Annotated in this window: 19 protein-coding genes; 13 read left to right on the top strand and 6 right to left on the bottom strand. The window is 35.6% G+C overall.

The features are described 5' to 3' along the window. From ACODSB_RS12700 to ACODSB_RS12690, 3 genes are all read left to right on the top strand, one after another. The gene (locus ACODSB_RS12700) at positions 1-1,245 is read left to right on the top strand and encodes a sensor histidine kinase (protein ID WP_488937319.1); all 1,245 of its coding nucleotides are present in this window, start codon (positions 1-3) and stop codon (positions 1,243-1,245) included. A 241-nt stretch (positions 1,246-1,486) separates the two neighbouring features. Beyond that, the gene (locus tag ACODSB_RS12695; RefSeq protein ID WP_488937318.1) at positions 1,487-2,050 is read left to right on the top strand and encodes a Crp/Fnr family transcriptional regulator; all 564 of its coding nucleotides are present in this window, start codon (positions 1,487-1,489) and stop codon (positions 2,048-2,050) included. 175 nt (positions 2,051-2,225) lie between these two features. Next, a complete protein-coding gene (locus tag ACODSB_RS12690; RefSeq protein WP_291148856.1) occupies positions 2,226-2,615 on the top strand; it encodes a RidA family protein in 390 nt (129 codons plus the stop codon). Between the two features lie 123 nt (positions 2,616-2,738). Here the strand turns inward: ACODSB_RS12690 and ACODSB_RS12685 are convergent, their stop codons facing one another. Continuing rightward, positions 2,739-3,101, bottom strand: a complete 363-nt coding sequence (locus tag ACODSB_RS12685; RefSeq protein ID WP_488937317.1) for a winged helix-turn-helix transcriptional regulator — start codon at positions 3,099-3,101, stop codon at positions 2,739-2,741. Between the two features lie 80 nt (positions 3,102-3,181). On the opposite strand from ACODSB_RS12685, the gene ACODSB_RS12680 reads away from it, so the two are divergent. Further along, positions 3,182-4,057: an NAD(P)H-binding protein gene (locus tag ACODSB_RS12680; protein ID WP_488937316.1), complete on the top strand. Its 876-nt coding sequence runs from the start codon at positions 3,182-3,184 to the stop codon at positions 4,055-4,057. A 320-nt stretch (positions 4,058-4,377) separates the two neighbouring features. On the opposite strand, the gene ACODSB_RS12675 is transcribed toward ACODSB_RS12680, so the two are convergent. The 5 genes from ACODSB_RS12675 to ACODSB_RS12655 form a co-directional block, all read right to left on the bottom strand. Beyond that, positions 4,378-5,793, bottom strand: a complete 1,416-nt coding sequence (locus ACODSB_RS12675) for a TolC family protein (protein WP_488937315.1) — start codon at positions 5,791-5,793, stop codon at positions 4,378-4,380. Continuing rightward, positions 5,774-7,132, bottom strand: coding sequence for an HlyD family secretion protein (locus ACODSB_RS12670; RefSeq protein WP_053472722.1), 1,359 nt, complete (start codon positions 7,130-7,132; stop codon positions 5,774-5,776). Before ACODSB_RS12670 ends, ACODSB_RS12675 begins: the two co-directional genes overlap by 20 nt. Before the next feature lie 2 nt (positions 7,133-7,134). Beyond that, positions 7,135-8,790, bottom strand: coding sequence for a peptidase domain-containing ABC transporter (locus ACODSB_RS12665; RefSeq protein WP_488937314.1), 1,656 nt, complete (start codon positions 8,788-8,790; stop codon positions 7,135-7,137). Positions 8,791-8,888: 98 nt separating this feature from the next. Next, entirely contained in the window at positions 8,889-9,224 is a 336-nt protein-coding gene (locus tag ACODSB_RS12660; RefSeq protein WP_488937313.1) for a hypothetical protein, read from the bottom strand. A 241-nt stretch (positions 9,225-9,465) separates the two neighbouring features. Next, on the bottom strand, positions 9,466-9,867 hold the full coding sequence (locus ACODSB_RS12655; protein ID WP_053472724.1) for a DoxX family protein: 402 nt from the start codon (positions 9,865-9,867) through the stop codon (positions 9,466-9,468). Between the two features lie 208 nt (positions 9,868-10,075). Here ACODSB_RS12655 and ACODSB_RS12650 point away from each other — a divergent pair, with 208 nt between their 5' ends. From ACODSB_RS12650 to ACODSB_RS12610, 9 genes are all read left to right on the top strand, one after another. Next, the gene (locus tag ACODSB_RS12650; protein WP_053472771.1) at positions 10,076-10,669 is read left to right on the top strand and encodes a TetR/AcrR family transcriptional regulator; all 594 of its coding nucleotides are present in this window, start codon (positions 10,076-10,078) and stop codon (positions 10,667-10,669) included. A 227-nt stretch (positions 10,670-10,896) separates the two neighbouring features. Continuing rightward, positions 10,897-12,138 (top strand): MFS transporter, encoded by a 1,242-nt coding sequence (locus ACODSB_RS12645; RefSeq protein WP_256635092.1) that lies wholly within the window; start codon positions 10,897-10,899, stop codon positions 12,136-12,138. 1,334 nt (positions 12,139-13,472) lie between these two features. Beyond that, positions 13,473-13,895 (top strand): sugar dehydrogenase complex small subunit, encoded by a 423-nt coding sequence (locus ACODSB_RS12640; protein WP_053472727.1) that lies wholly within the window; start codon positions 13,473-13,475, stop codon positions 13,893-13,895. Positions 13,896-13,910: 15 nt separating this feature from the next. After that, on the top strand, positions 13,911-15,791 hold the full coding sequence (locus ACODSB_RS12635; protein WP_488937312.1) for a GMC family oxidoreductase: 1,881 nt from the start codon (positions 13,911-13,913) through the stop codon (positions 15,789-15,791). Positions 15,792-15,796: 5 nt separating this feature from the next. Continuing rightward, a complete protein-coding gene (locus ACODSB_RS12630) occupies positions 15,797-17,071 on the top strand; it encodes a ferritin-like domain-containing protein (protein ID WP_488937311.1) in 1,275 nt (424 codons plus the stop codon). A 98-nt stretch (positions 17,072-17,169) separates the two neighbouring features. Then, entirely contained in the window at positions 17,170-17,532 is a 363-nt protein-coding gene (locus ACODSB_RS12625; RefSeq protein ID WP_053472730.1) for a putative quinol monooxygenase, read from the top strand. Positions 17,533-17,587: 55 nt separating this feature from the next. After that, on the top strand, positions 17,588-18,610 hold the full coding sequence (locus ACODSB_RS12620) for a heme-binding protein (protein WP_180857546.1): 1,023 nt from the start codon (positions 17,588-17,590) through the stop codon (positions 18,608-18,610). A 45-nt stretch (positions 18,611-18,655) separates the two neighbouring features. Next, complete coding sequence (locus ACODSB_RS12615) at positions 18,656-19,393, top strand: Dabb family protein (protein WP_488937310.1); 738 nt, start codon at positions 18,656-18,658, stop codon at positions 19,391-19,393. A gap of 26 nt (positions 19,394-19,419) precedes the next feature. Then, complete coding sequence (locus ACODSB_RS12610; protein ID WP_488937309.1) at positions 19,420-20,880, top strand: FAD-binding oxidoreductase; 1,461 nt, start codon at positions 19,420-19,422, stop codon at positions 20,878-20,880. Positions 20,881-20,912: the final 32 nt, after the last annotated feature.

The raw sequence follows: 20,912 nt of genomic DNA, 5'->3' as shown, positions 1-20,912 counted from the left end.
ATGAAAGGCCAGAACCCCATAGAAGAATATCCGGTTAAAATATTAATTGTCGACGACAAGAAGGAAAACCTACTTTCGCTTCAGGTCATACTTGCAGATCAGGGATATGAATTTGTAGAAGCTACTTCCGGGAAAGATGCGTTGCGAATTCTGCTCAAAAGTCAGGATTTTGCAATAATTCTTATGGATGTGCAAATGCCACTTATGGATGGGTTTGAAACTGCTGAACTCATTCGCCAAAGCGATAAACTTAAACATGTACCTATAATTTTCTTAACGGCAAATATGAACACTACAGATTATATCTTTAAAGGATATCAGTCTGGAGCTGTTGATTATATGATTAAACCTTTGTCTGCAGAAATCCTTCAGGCAAAAGTGATGGTTTTTACCGAATTGTATAAGAAAAACAGGGAATTACGCCTTAGAGAAGAAGAAGCAACTGCGCTTAATGCTAAAATCACAAAAGCAAATGAAGAACTGGCAGCGCAATATATTGCCATAGAAAAATATGCTACCGAGTTAAAAAAGAAAAATACTGAACTTGATGCTTTTACTCATATCTCAAGTCATGATTTACAGGAACCGCTGCGCAAAATTCAAACTTTTACAAACATTATTCTGGCAAAAGAATATCCAAATTTGAGCCCGGATGGACAGGCAAAATTTGAACGAATCTTATATTCCACCAACCGAATGCGGGAATTAATCAATGATCTATTGACTTTTTCCCGAACGAATATTACAGATCGTATTTATGAAAATACGGATCTTAATATCATTATTGAAAATGTAAAAGAAGCGCTTCGGGAAAATATTAAGGAAAAAAATGCTTCGATTATTACGGATCTTCACGGCAAAATAAATATCATTCCATTTTTGTTTATTCAGCTTATCGAAAATCTGGTAAACAATGCCTTGAAATTTTCTCAAAAGGAAATTCCGCTTCAAATTGAAATCAAAAGCCGAATCGTCAGCGGTGAAGAATTACAAAATGATAAATTATCATCAGAAGAAAATTATTGCCACATAAGTTTTAAAGACAACGGAATTGGTTTTGAACCGGAACACAGCGAAAAAATATTCGGTGTTTTCCAGCGCTTACACAGCAGGGATATTTATGACGGAACAGGAATTGGTCTTGCCATCGTAAAAAAGATTGTAGAAAATCATAATGGCATTATTAACGCGACGGCAAAACCTATGGAGGGCGCTACGTTTAATATTTATATTCCGCAAAAATGAATTGAAACCGGATCTACAATATGAACTGGATTAAAATCCAGCCCTACAATATAAATCGAGCCTCCGGCTCTTTATTTTGATGCTGAAAATTATAGATCGCATTAACACCCAGAATGTAAAATCCCGAAGGGATGATTCATATTGTAGGGCTGGATTTCAATCCGGTTTAATTTGAATATGGCTATCTGATTTATTTTACCCTTTTTGATCATCGAAAAAATTAAATATCTTTGACCATATCATGCAGGAAAAACTTCGGGAACATATCGAAAAAATAATAAAGCTGACAGATGAAGAATTTTCATTTATCAGTCAGCATTTTATCACTAAAAAATTCAAAAAACATCAATTTTTAATTCAGGAAGGCGATGATGTAAAATATGCTTATTTTGTCATTTCCGGACTTTTAAAATTGGTTTACACCGATGAATCCCTAAAACAGCATATTGCATCCTTTGCTATGGAAGACTGGTGGGAAAGCGATTATTATGCTTTTTTCACTCAAACAAAAGCGACAATGTCTTTAGAATGTCTTGAAGATACAGAAGTGCTTTGTTTTACTTTGGAAGATTATAAAGATCTATGCGATAATTCCCCAAAAATGCTTCGCTTTCTTCTGGAGAAAGCTAACTTTGGGTTCCTTGCCTCACAGCGTCGTATTCTTTACTGGATGACTTCTAATCCAAAAGAACGCTACGAACAGCTTTTGAAACAATATCCATCTCTTTTTCAGCGCGTTCCTAAAAGTCTTATCGCTTCTTATTTAGGCGTTTCGCGCGAAACCTTAAGCCGATTATCTTCGTAAATGTGACATTTCGCACATTATAATCGTGACAAATGTCAAGACCTGTTTCCACAAGTTATTTTCAATTTTGCAGTATAAATTTTAAACTGTAATCGTGAAAACAACAACAAAACTTTTAGGATTATTATTAATCGCAACAATGCCAATATTGGCGCAAACTAAAAAAGGAAATCAAATGGAAAAAAGAGTTATCAATCCGTGGAAATGGCAAAACGAGCGTAGTTATAATCAGGCAGTTGAAGTAAAAAATCCGCAGGGAACATTGTATGTTTCCGGGCAGACCGCAATAAACGCCGAAGGAATTTCAAGCAATGAAAACATGGAATCACAGTTAAAACTGGCGATCCAAAATCTGGAACAAGTAATCACCGAAGCAGGTTACGAATGCAGCGGCATCGTGAGATTAACGATCTACACTACTGCAACTTCAGAGCTTTGGCCTCACTTCAATATCCTGCAGGAATGGATTGCAAAACACAACATTCAACAAGCCACAACTTTAATGGAAGTAAAAAGCCTTTTTGAAACCGTTAAAGTAGAATTGGAAGCAACGGTGGTTAAGTAATTTTTAGTTGCTAAGTTGCTAAGGTTCTGAGATGCTAAGATTTTTCTAAAACCTTTGAACCTTTGCAACTTTCTACCTTCGACTAAAAAACTTAGAATCTTAGCATCTCAGCAACTTAGAATCTTATAAATACTCTCCATCCTTAACTTTAAAAGCCCACGCTGCCATTGCTTCAATAACAGGCAGTAAACCTTGTCCGGCGTTGCTGAGTCTGTATGTTACAAAAGGAGGAACTACAGGTTTTGCTTCCCGAATCACAAGACCATCGGCTTCTAATTGTTTTAAATGCTGAATGAGCATTTTTTCTGTAATAGCAGGAATTTCTCTTTTTAATTCGCTGTAACGTTTCATTCCGCTTGATAAATGCCAAAGAATAATAGGTTTCCAATAACCGCCTATTTTTTCCATTACAAACGTAACCGGGCATTTTTCCAGTGCATATTGCTTATTTTCCTGAATTGTCGATGATTCTTTAATTGCTGTCATGATACATACTATAGGGTAAGTACTTGTATAAAAGTAAGTACAAAGATACCTTTGTAACTGTAATAAAAAAAATTATATATATGAAAATTATAGTAACAGGTTCTTTAGGGAACATAGGAAAACCATTAACTACAAAACTTGTCGCTGCTGGTCACGACGTAACCGTAATAAGCAGTAATGCCGACAGAAAAACAGCAATCGAAAATCTTGGCGCAAAAGCTGCAGTAGGTTCTGTAAGCGATGCAGCATTTTTATTGGAAACATTAAAAGGTGCAGATGCTATTTTTGCCATGACACCTCCAAATTTAGGCGGAGCAAATGTTATTGCAAATACTGAAAACGCTGGAAAATCTTTTGCAAAAGCAATTGAAGAAGCACAAGTAAAAAGAGTCGTTATGTTAAGCAGTATTGGTGCTCATTTACCATCTGGAACTGGGCCAATCGCAGGACTTCATAAAATTGAAGAAATATATAAGGAACTGAATACTTCTGTAACTTTTTTAAGAGCAGGTTTTTTCTTTACTAATTTTTATAATGATGTTCCAATGATTCAGGGAGCGGGAATTATTGGTTCTAATTATCCATCAGAAATAACAATTCCGTTTGTGCATCCAGTAGATATTGCTCAGGCTGCCGCAGAAGAATTGCAGCATACTCCGGCAGGAAAAAATATCCGATATATTATTAGTGATGTTCGTACTCCGGGTGACGCTGCAAAAGTGTTGGGTGCTGCAATTGCAAAACCAGAATTACCATGGGTAGAATTTACAGATGAACAAGCTCTTGGCGGAATGACACAAGCCGGAATTCCGGAAGAAATTGCTAAACTTTATGCAGAAATGGGGACTGGTTTAAGAAGCGGAAAAATCATTGAACATTTTATATCAAGCAATGCTTCTGTTGACGGGAAAATAAAACTGGAAGATTTTGCGAAAGAATTTGCCAGTAAATTTTAATTAAAAAATAAAAAGGGATTGTGTCAAAAGTCGAAACAATCCCTTTTTATTTTATGTCTTTGTTCCGTAGGAACATTTCATTGGTAGAAAAAATTATATTGTTGTCATTGTTTACGTTCCATAGGAACGTTTGATTTTGACATTTTTTTTTCAATAATCTAACATCTCAAACGTTCCTATGGAACGTAAAATGTCGTTGGGCATTATTTTTCTACCGACGAAACATTCCTACGGAATGATAACATGATTGTAAAAAAATAAAAAGCTAAGTTTTAGTTTTTCACTCAATGATTAATGTATAACATTTTAGAAAATTCAAATTAATCGGGATTAGCCAATATTTTATACAACTCAGCATTTGAAATGTAAAACTGATTTTCAATACTAATTTGCGACAACTTTGCACTTACCAAATTATTTTCTCTTGAATTCAATAAAAAGATCGAGCTTTCACCGAAAGAAAACAATTTCTCTTCAGAATTTAGCATTGTTACATAATCTTTTACCAAATTGTCAATTACATTTTTCTGCCTTTTTAAAGAAGCGATTTCAGTTTGCTGTGCTTTTATTTTGTTTTTTAGTTCCAGCCTCTGCTGTTCAATATCAAACTTTAAATCCTGAATTTTCAGTTTTGCCATTTTCAGGCTTCCTCGCTCCTTTCTTAAAAAAATCGGAATGCTGAAATCTATATTAAACTTATAATCATCGGCATTAAAAGAATCAAAATAAGAAGGTTCAGAAATATAATTGTAGCCCACATTTAATTTTGGTAACAGCGAATTAGCTTTCAATTGTCGGTTCACTTCCAGCATCGACATTTTAGTTTCTAAAGCCTGAATTTTAGGATGCGAATCTAACGTTTCAACATTTACCATCATGGCATCTGTTTTTAAGGTTTCCTCTAAAGTCAAAATCAAATTTTCTTCTGGCTTCACCATATCTCCCAATTCAACGGGAACATTTTCAAGCCATAGATAATTAGACAAATACAATTTCGCTTTAGCTAATTTTAGATTCGCGTTTTCAACATTTAATTCCCGGTTTCTAACTGTAATTCCGGCTTCAACGCTGTCAATTGCAGGAGAATCGCCAAGTTCAATTAGTTTTTTTACACCCGCAAAACGTGTGCTTGCAAAACCAAGATATCGTTTATAAAGTTCAGCTTCGTTGTAACTTTTTCTCCATTCAAAATAAGCTTCGCTTGCTTTATACAAAACCTCAATTGCTCTCAATTTTCGCTGTGCGTCACTTAATTTTAACTGCAGTTTTCCTTCGCGTACATCTGCCATTCTTTGGTTGATGAACATTCCCTGACCTAAAGCTACGCTGATTCCTAAAGAAGTTAATCCATTATCCGGCGTACGATTCTGCGGATTATAATATTGTCCGTCAGTATCATCAAATCCGGCTTTGATTTCGATTCCGTACCAAGTCGGAATTTTAAAACTGCTGTTTAAAATCGAATAATATTCTGTTCCTTTAAACTCTTTTTTATTGTAATCGACTTCAATTTTAGGGTCAAAACCACCGCGCGCTAGCATCAACGCTGCCTGCGCATTGCTAATTTCAAGATTCGCCTGTTTTACCAGCGGATGGTATTTTTTTACATATCCCAAATATTCGCTGTAACTCAATTCTTCTTTATTAAAATCCTGACTATAAGCAGAAAAACCGAATAAAAACAAAAGAGAAAACAGTCGAACTATCGTCTTAAATTTATTTTTTGTCTTTCCCATTTTTTGCCTCCTTTTCATCTGACTTATAATAATTTGGCGGAAATCCATTTAAGTTTCGCCATATTTCATACCAAACCGAAACCGTTTCTAGTAAAGCAATGCTCTGCGCTCCTGCTCCAATACTTAGTTCTTTCGGCCATTTTTCATCTTTGTTTCCGTCTGGCGAAATCAAAACCCTGTATTTTCCATTGGCACTAATAAAATTTTCAATCGCTACAACTCTGCCTCCAAAAGTTCCGTAGGATAATCCCGGCCATCCGGAAAACACAATTCTTGGCCATCCGTCAAACCAAACACGAACTTTTGCACCGCGATGCACCAACGGAAGATCGATAGGATCTACATACGTTTCTACCGCAATATCATAACTTGCCGGCATAATGCTGATAATTGGCGTTCCTTCTTTAATTGTTTCACCAAGTCCGGCCAGTAAAGCACGATTTACATATCCGCTTTGCGGAGCCGTGATATAATATAAACCATTTCTAATACTGTAGTTTACATATTGATTTTCCAGTTTATTTACCTGAGCTTTTGTATCGTATTGCGTGCTTAAAGCTGTGAATTTATCACTTCTTGATTTTGATATTTTTTCAGAATATTCGGCTGTGATACGGCTTATTTCTACTCTTGCATTTATCAATTCGTTTTTACTGCTCAAAAGTTTGTTTTGCTGTGTAATAATATACGCTTCAGATTCTTGCAGTTTTAAACGTTTTTGCTCTACATCTGTAAGCGGTTTTAAGCCTTCTTTATTTAATGCGGTTGAACGGTCAAATTGTGTTTTTGCAATTCTTAATTGCGTTTTTACCGCTTCAAGATCCATGCTGTCACTTTTAATTTTCAGCTGGGCTTGCTTGATTTTATTTTGAGCTTGTTGCAACTTCAATTCTCTTTCGGTATTAAGCGACTGAGCCTGAACATTTAAAGAACTTACTTTATCAGCATAGGATTCTACAGCCATTTTTTTGGCATCAACCTGATCTTTTGTATTTCCAACTAAATTTGGATCTAAATAATCTTCTTTAGTTTCAGAAATAAACAAAATCGTATCTCCTTTTTTTACATAATCCCCTTCCTGTACATACCATTTTTCGATTCTTCCGGCAATCGCATTATGAACGGTCTGCGGTCTTTGATCTGGTTTTAAAGTCGTTACAGAACCACTTCCCGAAATATTTTGTGTCCAAGGAAGAAAAAGGCAGGCAATGCAGAAAATTAAAAATCCAACAATTACTCGGTTTAAAATTTTATAGTGCGGTCTGCGGGCAACGGCGGTAATCGATTTGTATTTGCCCGGCGTTATAAGTACGTTATTATCTTTAGATATATTAAGCATGATTAAAGCTTTATGTCGTTAATAATTTTTCCATCATCAATCGTAATCATACGGCTGCATTTGTTCTTCCAGACATCATTTTTAGAAGTAACAATTACCGTCCAGTCATTTTCTTCGGCAAGTAAAAAGTCAACAATTTTACCCGACGTCAGTTCGTCCATTTTATCAACCGGATCTTCAAGGAATAATATATTAGGTTTGGTCACAATACTTCTCGCCAAAAGAATCTTTTGCACATCAGAAGCCGAAAGTTCGCGTCCGCCCGGATGAATCTGATGTTCCAGTCCGTTCGGGAAAGTTTTAATATAAGGCGTTAAACACACATTATCTAAAGCCCATTTTAAATCGTCATTATTAATGGTTTCATTTCCAAAAAGAATGTTTTCCTTAATTGTTCCTTCAAAAAGTGTATCGCCCTGTAAAAGTGTTCCGGATTGTGCTCTGTAACTGTCTTCGTCTAAACGGTTCATGAAATTATCGGTCACATACATTGCGCCGCTTTCCGGTTCAAGCAGTCCGGCAAGTAAGCGTAATAAAGTACTTTTTCCGGCACCATTTGTTCCTCTTAAAATGATCTTTTCACCCTGATTTATTTTCAGGTTAATATTTTTAAGTGATTTTTTGCTGTGTTCCGGATAATTGTAAGCAATACTTTCGGTCTCGATTGTAATTCCGGTTTCGGTTACGGCAGAAGTTTTTGGAATACAGGCAATTTCCATATCCGTAACCTGACCAATTTTTTCCAAAGAAGTCAATACATCATAAAAAGATTCTAACCCGAAAATTATTTTTTCTACAGAATTGATCAGCAATACAATTACAATTTCAGCTGCCACAAACTGCCCAATGTTCATTTGATGGTGAATTACCAGAAAACCACCAATCGACAAAAGAGCAGCTGTAACAATTACTTTAAAAATAGTAAGCTGAATGTATTGTTTTTTCATTACCTGAAAGTGCTTTTCGCGGTAATTAACATAATGACTCACATAACCGTCATTTCTGTCTAAAGCATAATCGAAACCGCCTTTTCTGCGGAAACTCTCACGATTACGGGCAATTTCCTGAAGCCAGGCCGCCACTTTATATTTAAACTTTGATTCGTTAAGACTTGTTTCTAAACCATCTTTATAAGAAAATTTAAAAATGACATACAGAATAACGATAAATAAAAGTCCAATTACTGTAAAAAAGGAATGATACAAAACCAGTAAAATAATACCCAAACCAACCTGCAAAAAGGCCGTGCAAAAGTCGAGTAAAAGTTTTGCTGTTCCTTTTTGAACCATAAGGGTATCAAAAAATCGGTTGGCTTTTTCCGGCGCGTATTCCGAATACATTTCTTTAAACTTAATTAAAGGCAGTCTGTAAGCAAACTCAAAAGACGAACGCACAAAGATTCTCTGCTGCAGATTTTCTACGATTCGCAGCTGCAGAATGGTTAAAATTCCGCCAAAGCCAACTCCAATTGTAACCAGAAAAACCAGTACAATCCAAGAAACACTAAGCTGTCCGCTTTGAATAAAATTAATAATGGCCTGAATTCCTAAAGGCAGGGAAAGGTTTACCAAACCCGCAAAAGCGGCATAAAATATAATTTGGTATACGTCACGTTTGTCTAACGCGAGTAAGTTGTAAAAACGTTTTAAAGGTGTCATGGATTTATATATAAATACAAGATTAATAGATGTTAATTTACGAAAAATATCGCATTAAGGATTACAAAAAATATCATAATCCAATCAAAACTAAATACTTATACTATAAATCGAGGAGGCGGCAAATGGATCTTGCCGTGAAATCCAAATGAGAAAATTGGATTGTCTATATAATTTTTTCCTTTAAGGTTATTTTGAAAATAAAATCCTGGTACAGACGCATCCAGAGGAACGAGATATTCTAATAACACAATTCCTTTTGCAAGTTTTGTGGTTTTAGTATCTTTTGTTTCGTAGTCATCAAGTTCTTCGGGAATACCGTCGCACTTAAAGATTTTCTTTAAAAGATTGCAGGCTATTCCTTTAACAGAATGAGTTTCGGTATTTTCTTTTATAATTCTGCTGAAAGTTGCTGAGACATTAATACTGCTCATTAAAAAATAGCCGATTAGTAACGCCTGAAGGCATTTACATAAAAGGCTATTTTTAATTTTGTTAAGCATTGCAAAAAAATAATTTCAGGGCGCAAGTTAAAACTAAATTTTCGTCGCTACATTAGAATAACATTAGAATTCAAATTATTATCAGCCTCTGATTTTACTGACTTTCTTACTAATAAAATCATAAAAAAAGCGACTCAACGGCCACTTTATAATTTTATATTTTAATGAGTTTTTAATCCCATTTATTGCTTTTTGAAGCAGCGAATTTTCCTCCTCCGGTAAAAAACAAAGCAATTGCCGTAAAGAAATATAACCCCAGAAGGTCTAATTCCCAACCTCCGTGATCACTTAATTTAAAAATATCCTGACTGTGTGCCATTAAAACTGCAACGAAACAGTTGAAAGCAAATATTAAAGCAGCAATTCTGGTTCTAAAACCAATTATAATTAAGATTGGTGCCAAAATTTCGCCTATGATAACGCCATAAGCAAAGAAACCCGGAAGTCCTTTTTCAACAAGCATTCCGCTTATGAAATCTAAACCGCCTTTAAATTTTGAAATACCATGCAAAAGCATTAAAAATCCAATTGTAATACGAAGTATTAACAAACCAAAATCGTTGTTTTTTCTCATTTTTAAATAATTAGGTTAATAAAAAAATCAGTATTTCATACCAAATAATTATTGAGTATGATAGCTGCTAAGAGTAAAAATAGTAAAATTATATTGGGAACCAACTTTTGCTGTTTTAAAGTTTTTTGAAAAATATTTTTTATAAATGAATAAACGTTCATTTATTATTATATCTTTGCAGAGTCAATTCAATAAAATCCTTTTCATTTTGAGAACAAGAGATATTAATAAAGAAGAATTAGTTAAAGAGAAAACTATAGAAATGATTGTAAAGTATGGCATAGAAGGCTTTACAATGAACAAACTTGCGAAAGAGTGCGGGATTTCTGTAGCGACGCTTTATATTTATTATGCCGACAAAGAAGATCTGATTAAAAAAATTGGAACTGAAATGGGCACTTACTTCTTTAAAAGTTCGCTTAAAGATTTCTCGCCAGATATGCCTTTTGTAGAAGGTCTCGCCAAGCAATGGGAAAACCGATCAGAGTTTATGCTGAAAAACACTGATAAAATTGCCTGCTGGGAAATTCTGCAAAATTCAAATTATGGCGAACATATCGTTAACGAAAGTTTGATGGAACTCAAAGAAATCATGACGAAGTTTTTGCATCGGGCAATTGAAAGAAAAGAAATAGTACCAGTATCTAAGGAGGTATTCTGGAGTATTGCTTATGGCCCGTTGTACAATTTACTTCGTTTTCATGAAAAAGGTAAAGGACTTGGAGGTACCACTCCATTTCAATTAACAAATGAAATACAACAAGAAGCTTTTAGACTCGTGATAAAGGCATTAACACCTTAAATTTTATGTTATGAATGTATTGATATTCGCCACTAATATAAAAACAGAGACAAGTAAAAACAAAATCGCAACGTTTTTAAACGCAAACAAATCTATATTGCAATGGTCAATTGACCAGGAAGATATTGATTGCGTATTGAGAATTATAAGCGAAAAACTAAACGCAGCTCAAATTATTGACTTATTGAATTTTCACAATTTTGACTGCAAAGAACTACAATAATTATATGAACGAAAAACAAACTATCGAAACCGGTTTTAATGGCTATCAAAAACTGGTTATATTTCTTTTAGCCATGACACAATTTACGGTTGTGCTTGATTTTATGGTAATGTCGCCGCTTGGGGATATTATGATTAAAACCTTAAATATTACGGCTTCTCAATTTGGTATTGCCGTTTCTGCTTATGCTTTTAGTGCCGGGATTTCCGGATTGCTGACGGCTGGTTTTGCAGATAAATTTGACCGAAAAAAATTGTTACTTTTCTTTTACATCGGATTTACAATCGGAACTTTATTTTGTGCCCTTGCCCCTAACTTTTTTCTGTTGGTTGCAGCGCGCGTTTTCACCGGATTATTTGGCGGTGTAATTGGTTCAATCTCTCTTGCTATTGTTGCTGATTTATTCAGCCTGAAGCAAAGAGGAAAAGTAATGGGATTTATTCAAATGGGATTTGGCGTGAGTCAGGTTCTTGGAATCCCAATTGGTTTATACATTGCAAATGCCTGGGGATGGCACGTTCCGTTTTTATGGATCGCAGCAATGGCGGCTATTATCACCATGATTTTATATGTAAAATTAAAACCTGTTACAGAGCATTTACATTTAAAACAAGAGAAAACAGCCTTGATGCATTTGTATCATACGATTTCTAAAAAGAACTATCAGGTTGGTTTTTTAGCTACTGCCCTGCTTTCTATTGGAGGTTTTATGATGATGCCTTTTGGTAGTGCGTTTGCTATCAACAACCTTAAAGTAACTAATGAGCAGTTACCTTTATTATTCATGATTACCGGAATTGCAACTTTAATTACAATGCCTTTTATTGGTAAGTTGAGTGACAGGGTAAATAAATTTAAAATCTTTGCATTTGCTACTGTATCTGCTGTGATTCTAATCAATATTTATTCTCATTTTGGCCCAACTCCATTCTATATTGTATTGCTTATCAACGTTTTTATGATGGCAACAATTATGAGCAGAATGGTTCCGTCAACGACTTTAACGTCTGCCATTCCAGATCCGCAGGATCGTGGTGCGTTTATGAGTATTAACTCGTCTTTACAGCAAATGGCCGGAGGTTTTGGCGCTGTAATTGCCGGATTAATTATTTACCAAAAAGACAGTTATGCACCGTTAGAACATTATGATATTCTGGCCATGACTGCTTCTGGAATTATGTTACTTACTATCTTTTTAGTATTTAGAGTAAGTAAAATTGTTGACACTAAAACTAATAAACTTTAATCTGGATTTTATTCTTTAGGATAAATAAATACACAAATAGTAAAGAGCTGCCTCTAGATTCGAGGCAGCTCTTTTGTTATAAATATTTTGTTTGTTTTTAGTGACTTAATTGGTCATTTTTTGATATTCTATTTATCATTCCATAGAAATGTTTCATTGGTAGAAAAATAGTTAGAGTCGCATTTTACGTTCCATAGGAACGTTTGACAGGTCAGATTATTAAAAAATAACGTCAAAATCAAACGTTCCTACGGAACGTAAACCATTGTAACAATATAATTTTCTACCAATGAAATGTTCCTACAGAACAAGGAAACATTTAAAATAAAAAAGGCTGTTTCCACTTTTGAAACAGTCTCTTTTTTTAATCTAAACTTTGTTTTATCATTCCATAGGAATGTTTCGTAGGTAGAAAAAATAAAGGTCAGCCACATTTGCGTTCCGTAGGAACGTTTGATAATTCACATTATTAAAAAAATGTGAATCAGACGTTCCTACGGAACGTAAACCATTATAACAATATAATTTTCTACCAATGAAATGTTCCTACAGAACAAGGAACATTTAAAATAAAAGAGACTGTTTGGACTTTTGAGACAGTCTCTTTTTTTAATCAAAACTTTGTTTTATCATTCCATTAGGAATGTTTCGTAGGTAGAAAAAATAAAGATCAGCCATATTTGCGTTCCGTAGGAACGTTTGATAGGTCAGATTATTAAAAAACAATGTCTAAATCAAACGTTCCTACGGAACGTAATCCATCATCAAAATATAATTTTTCTACCAATGAAATGTTCCTACAGAACAAGGAACATTTAAAATAAAAGAGGCTGTCTTGACTTTTGAGAGAGCCTCTTTTTTATCCTTATAACACAGCAAATAAAACTCATTTCCCAGCCTATAACAATTATAACAGCATATGAAACTCAATTTCAATATGTTATAGTCTTTAAACTAATATTAATATTTTAAACTTTTAACAACTTATCTAACATTATAAAAGTTTTAGTACCAAAAATTATCTCTTTTGTGACATAAAATCTTACTCCTGTGTCAATTTATCAATAGCCTTTTTATATCTCCAGTAATTTTAGTAGAAAAAACAAGGCTCAATATCAAAACTAATACTACTGTGTCGAAGCAAAGTAACGCTACTAATACTTGCGCTTCAAAACTTGCGGAAACAGCCAATTGTATAAGCTTGACTTTACTTCTGGATGTATCATCGCATCTATACTCAAGGTACAACGTTAGCATATTGGACTTAAACATGTTACATCAAAAACCAATTAACAAAAAATGTTTAACCCTTTAATTCCCAAAAAACTAACACCATGGAACCTAATTCCCACACAAAACTCTTTTTAGAGGTTTCGGCGCTTCTAACCGGTTTCAGTAAAACTGAACTCAAAGCAACTGGAATGCTAGAAACCTACTACAACACGATCCAGAAAAACACAGACAAACAAGACATCGATTATTTCTTTCTTGATGTGCATGTGCTGTTAAATGACAAATCCAAAAAAAACATTGAAGCTGCTTTAGCTTCACAATTTATGGCTGCATCAGCTTATAATGGATTGGCAAAAAACATCATTATCCTTTGGTATACCGGAAATTGGGGCAACGATGTAGTATCATCAGCTTCTTACATTCAGGGACTTATGTGGAACGCTGCGCATACACATCCGCCGGGAGCAAAACAACCTGGTTACGGCTCATGGGCAGAACGTCCGCTTACAGTAAAAAATTCATAACAAAAAGGTAATCAAATGGAAAATAATTATGATGTAGTTATTGTTGGTTCTGGTATTGCCGGATCAATAATAGCAAAGGTTCTTACCAATGCAGGTAAGAAAGTCTTAATGCTAGAAGCAGGTCTTTCTGCAGGGATAGCAATGGATCAGGATGCTAATTATAAAAACTATCAGGATTATCTTAATACGTTTTATAATGCTTCTGCAAAAGTTCCTAATTCGCCTTATCCGAATATAAAAGATGCCCCTTCAATTGATGTTCTTGATATTCAGAAAATCCCGAAAGACAGACCTTCAACAAAAGGATATTTGGTACAAATGGGACCGCTTCCTTTTGCAAGTGATAATACAAGAGCGCCGGGCGGAACAACGCTGCACTGGCTTGGAACTACGCTTAGAATGCTGCCAAATGATTTTGTAATGAAATCTAAATATGGTGTTGGTGTAGACTGGCCAATTAAGTATGATGATATGTCCCGTTATTATCAAATGGCCGAAAACGAAATTGGTGTTTCTGGAAATGTAGATGATCAGCATTATCCTATCGAACAAAAAAACATTTTTGGTAAAGATTATGTGTTTCCAATGAAAGGTATTCCAACGAGTTACCTTGACGGCGTAATGAAAAAAGTTATTGATAAAAACAATAACATTAAACTTAATGGTAAAGACTATAAATTAACTTGTATCAGTACGCCACAAGGAAGAAATTCAATCCCTAATCTTGATTACAATATTGGCGGAGTAGAATGGAATCCAGGTTCAAAAAAATTAGATATCATCAAAATTGAACCTGGAGAATATGATCCGGTTGGTTCAAACTGGGATCAATATACAGGTCAGCGCTGCGAAGGAAATGCAAGCTGTGTACCTATTTGTCCGGTTCAGGCAAAATACAACGCCTTAAAAACATTCAGAAAATGCGACATGGGAAATCTTGTCGTAAAAACACAAGCTGTTGCTTCAAGATTGTTAATCAACGAAACTTCAAACTGGATTAACGGTGTTGAATACAAAACGTATATCAAAGGAAGTTCATCAGAATATGAAACACATACTGCAAAAGGAACTTTATATGTAATGGCCTGCAGCGCAATTGAAAATGCTAAATTATTATTAGCATCAGGAGCAGCAAACAGCAGTGACCAGGTGGGACGTAATTTAATGGATCACATGACGGTTTTAAGATGGGGATTATCAAAAGATCCTATTTATCCGTATCGTGGTCCGGGTTCTACTTCTAACATTCCAACTTTTAGAGATGGAGAATTTCGTAAAAATCACGCTGCATGGATTTTACCGTTAGACAACTGGGGCTGGGCATGGCCAACTGGTTCACCTGCAACAGATGTTATTAATGCTGTAAATGAAGGCATTATTGGTAAAGAGCTTCGTGCAAAAATCGAAAATCTGGTTACAAGACAATTCTTTACACACTTTGAATGCGAACAGGCTCCAGATCCTGATAATCGTGTAACAATTGATCCTCAATACAAAGATAACATTGGCAATTACAGACCTGTAATTCATTATAAAGCAACAGAATACATGCTAAAAGCTTTTGAAGCATCAGGAATTGTTTCTGAGCAATTGTTCTGCCAATGTGATATTGAAGATTTTACATCTTACAATCCGGCTTCGGATGCTGATTATGTGACTTACAGAGGCAAAGGCTACACTTTTGCTGGCGCAGGACACATTGTAGGAACACACAGAATGGGATTCTCTAAAGAAGATTCTGTAGTCGATGCCAATATGCGTACGTGGGATCACGAAAACTTGTACTTAGTAGGCTGTGGAAATATGCCGACTCTAGGAACATCAAACCCAACTCTAACTATGTCTGCCCTGACTTTTAAAGCGGCAGAAGCTATCCTTCAACAACTTGAACAATAACTATTATGGAAAATAAATTATTTCAAAAAAACAATCCAAATCGTCAAAAGCTAATTAAACCAATTGCTGATCTGGATATTAACGAAGAGGTTTATTCAGTTGCGACAGATAATGCCTTTATTGCTGATAATGAACTCAGTGTTGCACCGGCAATAACAGCTAAAAGTGCAAAAGGAATGTCGTTGAAAATGTCTAAAAGAGATGTAAAAAATTACATCAAAGATCTTAAACATCTTCAGGATTGTCTTAGAACCGCTTTAAAATTGGAGCTTTCAACGATTCCGCCTTATTTATGCGGGCTTTACACGATTAAAGAAGGAAGCAATGTAGAGGCAGCAGCACTTATTAGAAGTGTCGTGGTTGAAGAAATGCTGCACATGGTTTTGGTATCCAACATTTTGAACGCTATTACAGATCCAAAAACAATTAAAAAAGGTGATAAACTTTTTAACGTAAAAGAGATTATTCCAAACTACCCTACTCCGCTTCCGGGCGGCATTGTTCCGGAAGTCCCGAAAGGTTCGCCTCCGTTTGAAGTTCATCTTTTAAAATTCTCCAGAGAAGCATTAGATGAATTTTCTACAATCGAAAGACCTTCTGATCCAAAAGCGCCTATTACGGGTCATTTTGATAGCATCGGGCAATTTTATGAAGCGATTCGTTATGGTTTGCTTCGTTTAAATGAAGAAGCAAAGAAAACAACAAAGAATGGAATTTTCATTGGAGATCCAAGCCGTCAAATTACTGCCGAACATTATTATGGAAGCGGTGGTAAAATCACAAAAGTTGTAAGGTATGAAGATGCCGAAGAAGCGATTGGAGAAATCGTAGGTCAAGGTGAAGGTATCGACGGAACTATTGCAACTGAGCAGGTTTTATTTGGAGAAGATATTGAATACGCACATTATTTCAAATTTCAGGAAATCTGTTTTGGAAGAATGTACAGCGCGAATGATACCAATTTTCAAATGCCTGTAAAAAGTATACCAACAGGAAAACCTTTTACGGTAAGCTGGTCATCTGTTTATAATATGAAAGCAAATCCAAAAATGAAAGATTATGAAAAAAATCCTGAATTACTGGAAAAAGCAAAAGACTTCAATAAAGTATATGTACAGCTCCTAAACGGGATTAACGATGCAGTGAGCGGTGAACCTGAACTTCTTATTAAAGGAATTACAGTGATGTATGAACTTAAATACAAAGCGCTGGAATTACTAAACATTCCGCTTGAAAATGGCGAATGCGCAGGGCCAACATTTGAATATGTAGAAGTGTAAAATGGCAATTTCAATGGAAATGGCAATTTTAATTGCTATTGCAATGACAATGGCTATAACTCATAATTCATAACTAATAACTCATAATTCAAAAAACTATGTATTACCCACTTGAAGCAAAATGGACCATTTTGCCCGGAAATGAAGAAAAAGCAAAAACAGCTTTAATTCAACTGGCAAAAGATGTTCAGGAAAACGAACCGGAAACTTTATTGTATATGGTTCACGTTCCGGATTTCAACCAAAAAAGCCTACCGACTCCGCCACAGGGTCAGGTTATTTTTTGGGAAGTTTATGAAAATCAGGATGCGTTTTTTAAACATGTAAACGGTCCCATATTTACTGAATTTGTAAAAACTTACGGCGATTTATTTCTAAGCGATTTCAGCACGCCGCCAAATGTTTTCATGACCACTGAAGTACTATTTCAGATTCAGGGATTTAGCCGAAAAGCACTTTAAACCCTCAAAACAATTTTATACCCTAGTAAAAACAAAATCAATTCAAAAAAATAAAATGGCATCACAACAAAACAACAATCCGTTAGCAAACCTGAATCTGTCGGGTTTAGAAAAGCTAGAAACAAAAACAGTCAATAAGGGACTTAAGTCAAAATTTAAAGCCGAAGCTGTAGAAATTCCATCAGCTGATCTTGGTGTATTAAATTCATTAGTTGGAACTTGGGTTGGTCCGGGATTCAATATCATTGAAGTTCCAAATATGAATCAGGCAAAACCGGGTCCGCCTCCGGCTGATAAATTTAAAATCATATTAAATTCAACAGCAGAAACTTTTACTTTCAATTCAATTGGAGGTGATATTATCAACCGTGGAAATGCACAATCTGATATCGCTTTTCAGGGGCTGCATTATTTACAGCAGGTAGATGATGTTAACCTGCCAAGCGGTCAAAACGGAATTCATTTAGAAACGGGATTATTCTTAAATCTTCCAAGTGGTACTGATCCGGCGGTACAGCCAAGTATCGCCAGATTAGGTTCAATTCCGCACGGAGATTCAATTTTAGCACAAGGAACTTTTTTTACCGTAAACGGGCCGCCACAATTTGAAGTAGCAGATCCTACTCCATTTTTTATTGTAAACGGAAAAAGAGTAAATGACACAAGCGAAACTTATTTATCACAATTGGTAAATGCTGTTCCGCCTCCGGGAATTGCAAAAGAAGTAATTATGAACCCGAATATTCTTTTGGAAAATGCCATTAAAGGACAAAACATTACTAAAACCGTTGTAATCTTTTTAGATGCAAACCCTATTGATGGCGTTGCAACTCCGGGCGCAACTGCTCCGGTTGGCGGGATTACAAACATTCCGTTTGTAAATGTAAATGCCAATGCAAACAGTCTTTCTGCAATTTTTTGGATAGAAACTGTTGAAAATCCAGACGGTTCAGAGTTCCTTCAATTGCAGTATACACAAACCGTAATCCTTGATTTCCCCGTTTTTGCCCCAGATGGAAGCGTTGTCGAAATTAAATGGCCTCATATTTCAGTAGCAACACTTCGCCTTCAGCAATAATAATTTCTGAAGAAAATCAATTAAAAACATTTAAAAGAAATTCAAATGGAAAATTCAAATAACGCACCTATGTTGATGCACAGCACGTACTTCAACTTGGGTACAAGTAATACTCAAGGCATTGTAGAGGCTTATATGGCGGAAGCCAGACAATATCTTTCTGAATCTGTGGGAATGATTTCATTCTGGATTGGCGTAAGGGCTGATGATATGATTCGTCCTGAAAATGATCTTAATTATGACATTGCCATGCATCAGCTTTTTGCAAACGAAGATGCTTTTAATGTGTATAACGGAAATGATTCTGCACACAATCAATTCGTAATTGACGTAAACAGATGGGTTCCGGGCACAACAAGACGTGTTATGGATTATTATGTAACCAATCTTATTATTGGTGGAAATTCCTCAGAACCGCAAACTATTGGTGCCGATGGAAACTATCCGCAAAGTATGTTTCATGACTTGTATTTTTCTCTAAAAGATAAATCTCCGGAAAACATTAAAAAATTTACGGATATCTGTGTAGAATATTTATCAGGACATCCGGGAATTCAGCAGTTTTCAACTGGCGGATTAACGGATATTAAACGAAATGTTTCTGTTAGAAATTTTGATGTTGCGGTTTCAATTATCTACGAAAGTAAAAAAGCGTACGATGATTATCTGACAAGCAAAAAGCACGAAGATTTTTTTCCTGCAACTGCCGGAATGATTGACAACACGTACATTTTTGATTCTTATATAAAATACCAGTCAAAAGTGTATTCGCTTACCAGATAAAAAATTAACCCCAAAAACCAAAAATCATGATAGAAACAGCAATTCAGGAATTAGTTCGTGAACTGAGTGGTTATGTGCTTCAGCCCGGCGATTCAGAATATGAAGATGTTATAAAAATTGATAACGGCCGAATTCAGTTCAGACCGCGTTTAATCATTTTTCCGGCCGTAGTTGAAGATGTGAGACTCGGATTAAAATTTGCCATTACAAACGATCTTCCTTTTTCCATAAAAGGCGGCGGACACAGTGCTGCCGGTTACTGCCTGAACGAAGGCGGTGTTGTAATTGCAATGAAAAATTTAAACAGAATTACATTCGATCCTAAAAAAGAAACCGTTACGGCAGAAATGGGTGTAATATGGTACGATGTTTACAAGTTCATGCAGTTAACTAATACAGGATTAATTCCTGTAGGCGGCGGCTGCCCTACTGTTGCACCTCCGGGATTTATGCTTGGCGGTGGTTATAGTTTTGTTTCACGTTCCTACGGAATGAGCATTGATAATCTTGAAAGTTTAAAAATTGTTACTCCAGACGGAGAACTACGTCATATTGGTCTACACAGCACATCTGCAGAAGATATTGATCTTTTCTGGGCTTGTTCTGGCGGCGGTGGCGGAAACTTTGGAATTGTAGTCGAAATGGAAATGAGAGTTCGTAAACCTTTAAGCAAAAAAATGTTAGTGGGGCAAATTCGATATCCGTTAGAAATGGCCGAAGATGTTTTAGGTTATTACAACGAATGGGTTGAAGATGTTCCAGACGCAATGGCCGTTTATGGTTTTATGGGAAATCAAAAAGACCTAATCGACAAAGTGACCAATGTAAAAGTGCTGGGTTTAACTCCGGTTTTTAATGGTGACGGTGCCGAAGGAATTGAACATCTTCAGGGACTTTTAAAACTAAAACCAATTAATGCCGATTTGTTTAATATGACGCTTCCTGACTGGGAATTTTATAACGGTTACACGACAAGAGTTGCCGGAAGAAGTTCTTACATCCGTTCTACGGTTCTTCCAGAAGGCGGAATGAATAATAAAGTGGCAAAGGTTATTATAGAATCTATGAGTAAAGCTCCGTCTGCGGAAAGTTTTGCCGTTTGGACACATGCCGGAGGTGCAATCGAAAATGTAGCCTCAGATGCTACAGCATACGTACACAGGAACAGCCGTTTTATTCCGGAAGTTAAAGCAATCTGGGATTTAGATAAACCTGGAGATACATTGAAAAATGTAGAATGGGCGTATGAATTTTTCGAAAGATTATCTGATGCCGGAAATGCTACGGGAGCTTATGTAAACTACATTGATCCTTTACAGCACAACTGGACCGAACAATATTACGGAAGCAATTACAAACGCCTTTTAGAAATTAAAAAGAAAGTAGATCCAAACAACTATTTTAATTTTCAGCAAAGCGTTGGTTCGCCATTTAATCCAACAAAAGAATTAACAGATATCAGCCCGATCAACCGAACCAGAGTATAAGGCTTACTAACCCCAAATCCTCGAAGTTTTAG

Source organism: Flavobacterium sp. FG68 (assembly GCF_057808895.1).
Note: the sequence above shows the minus strand (reverse complement) of the source record. Positions and strands in the feature narration are given on the sequence as shown.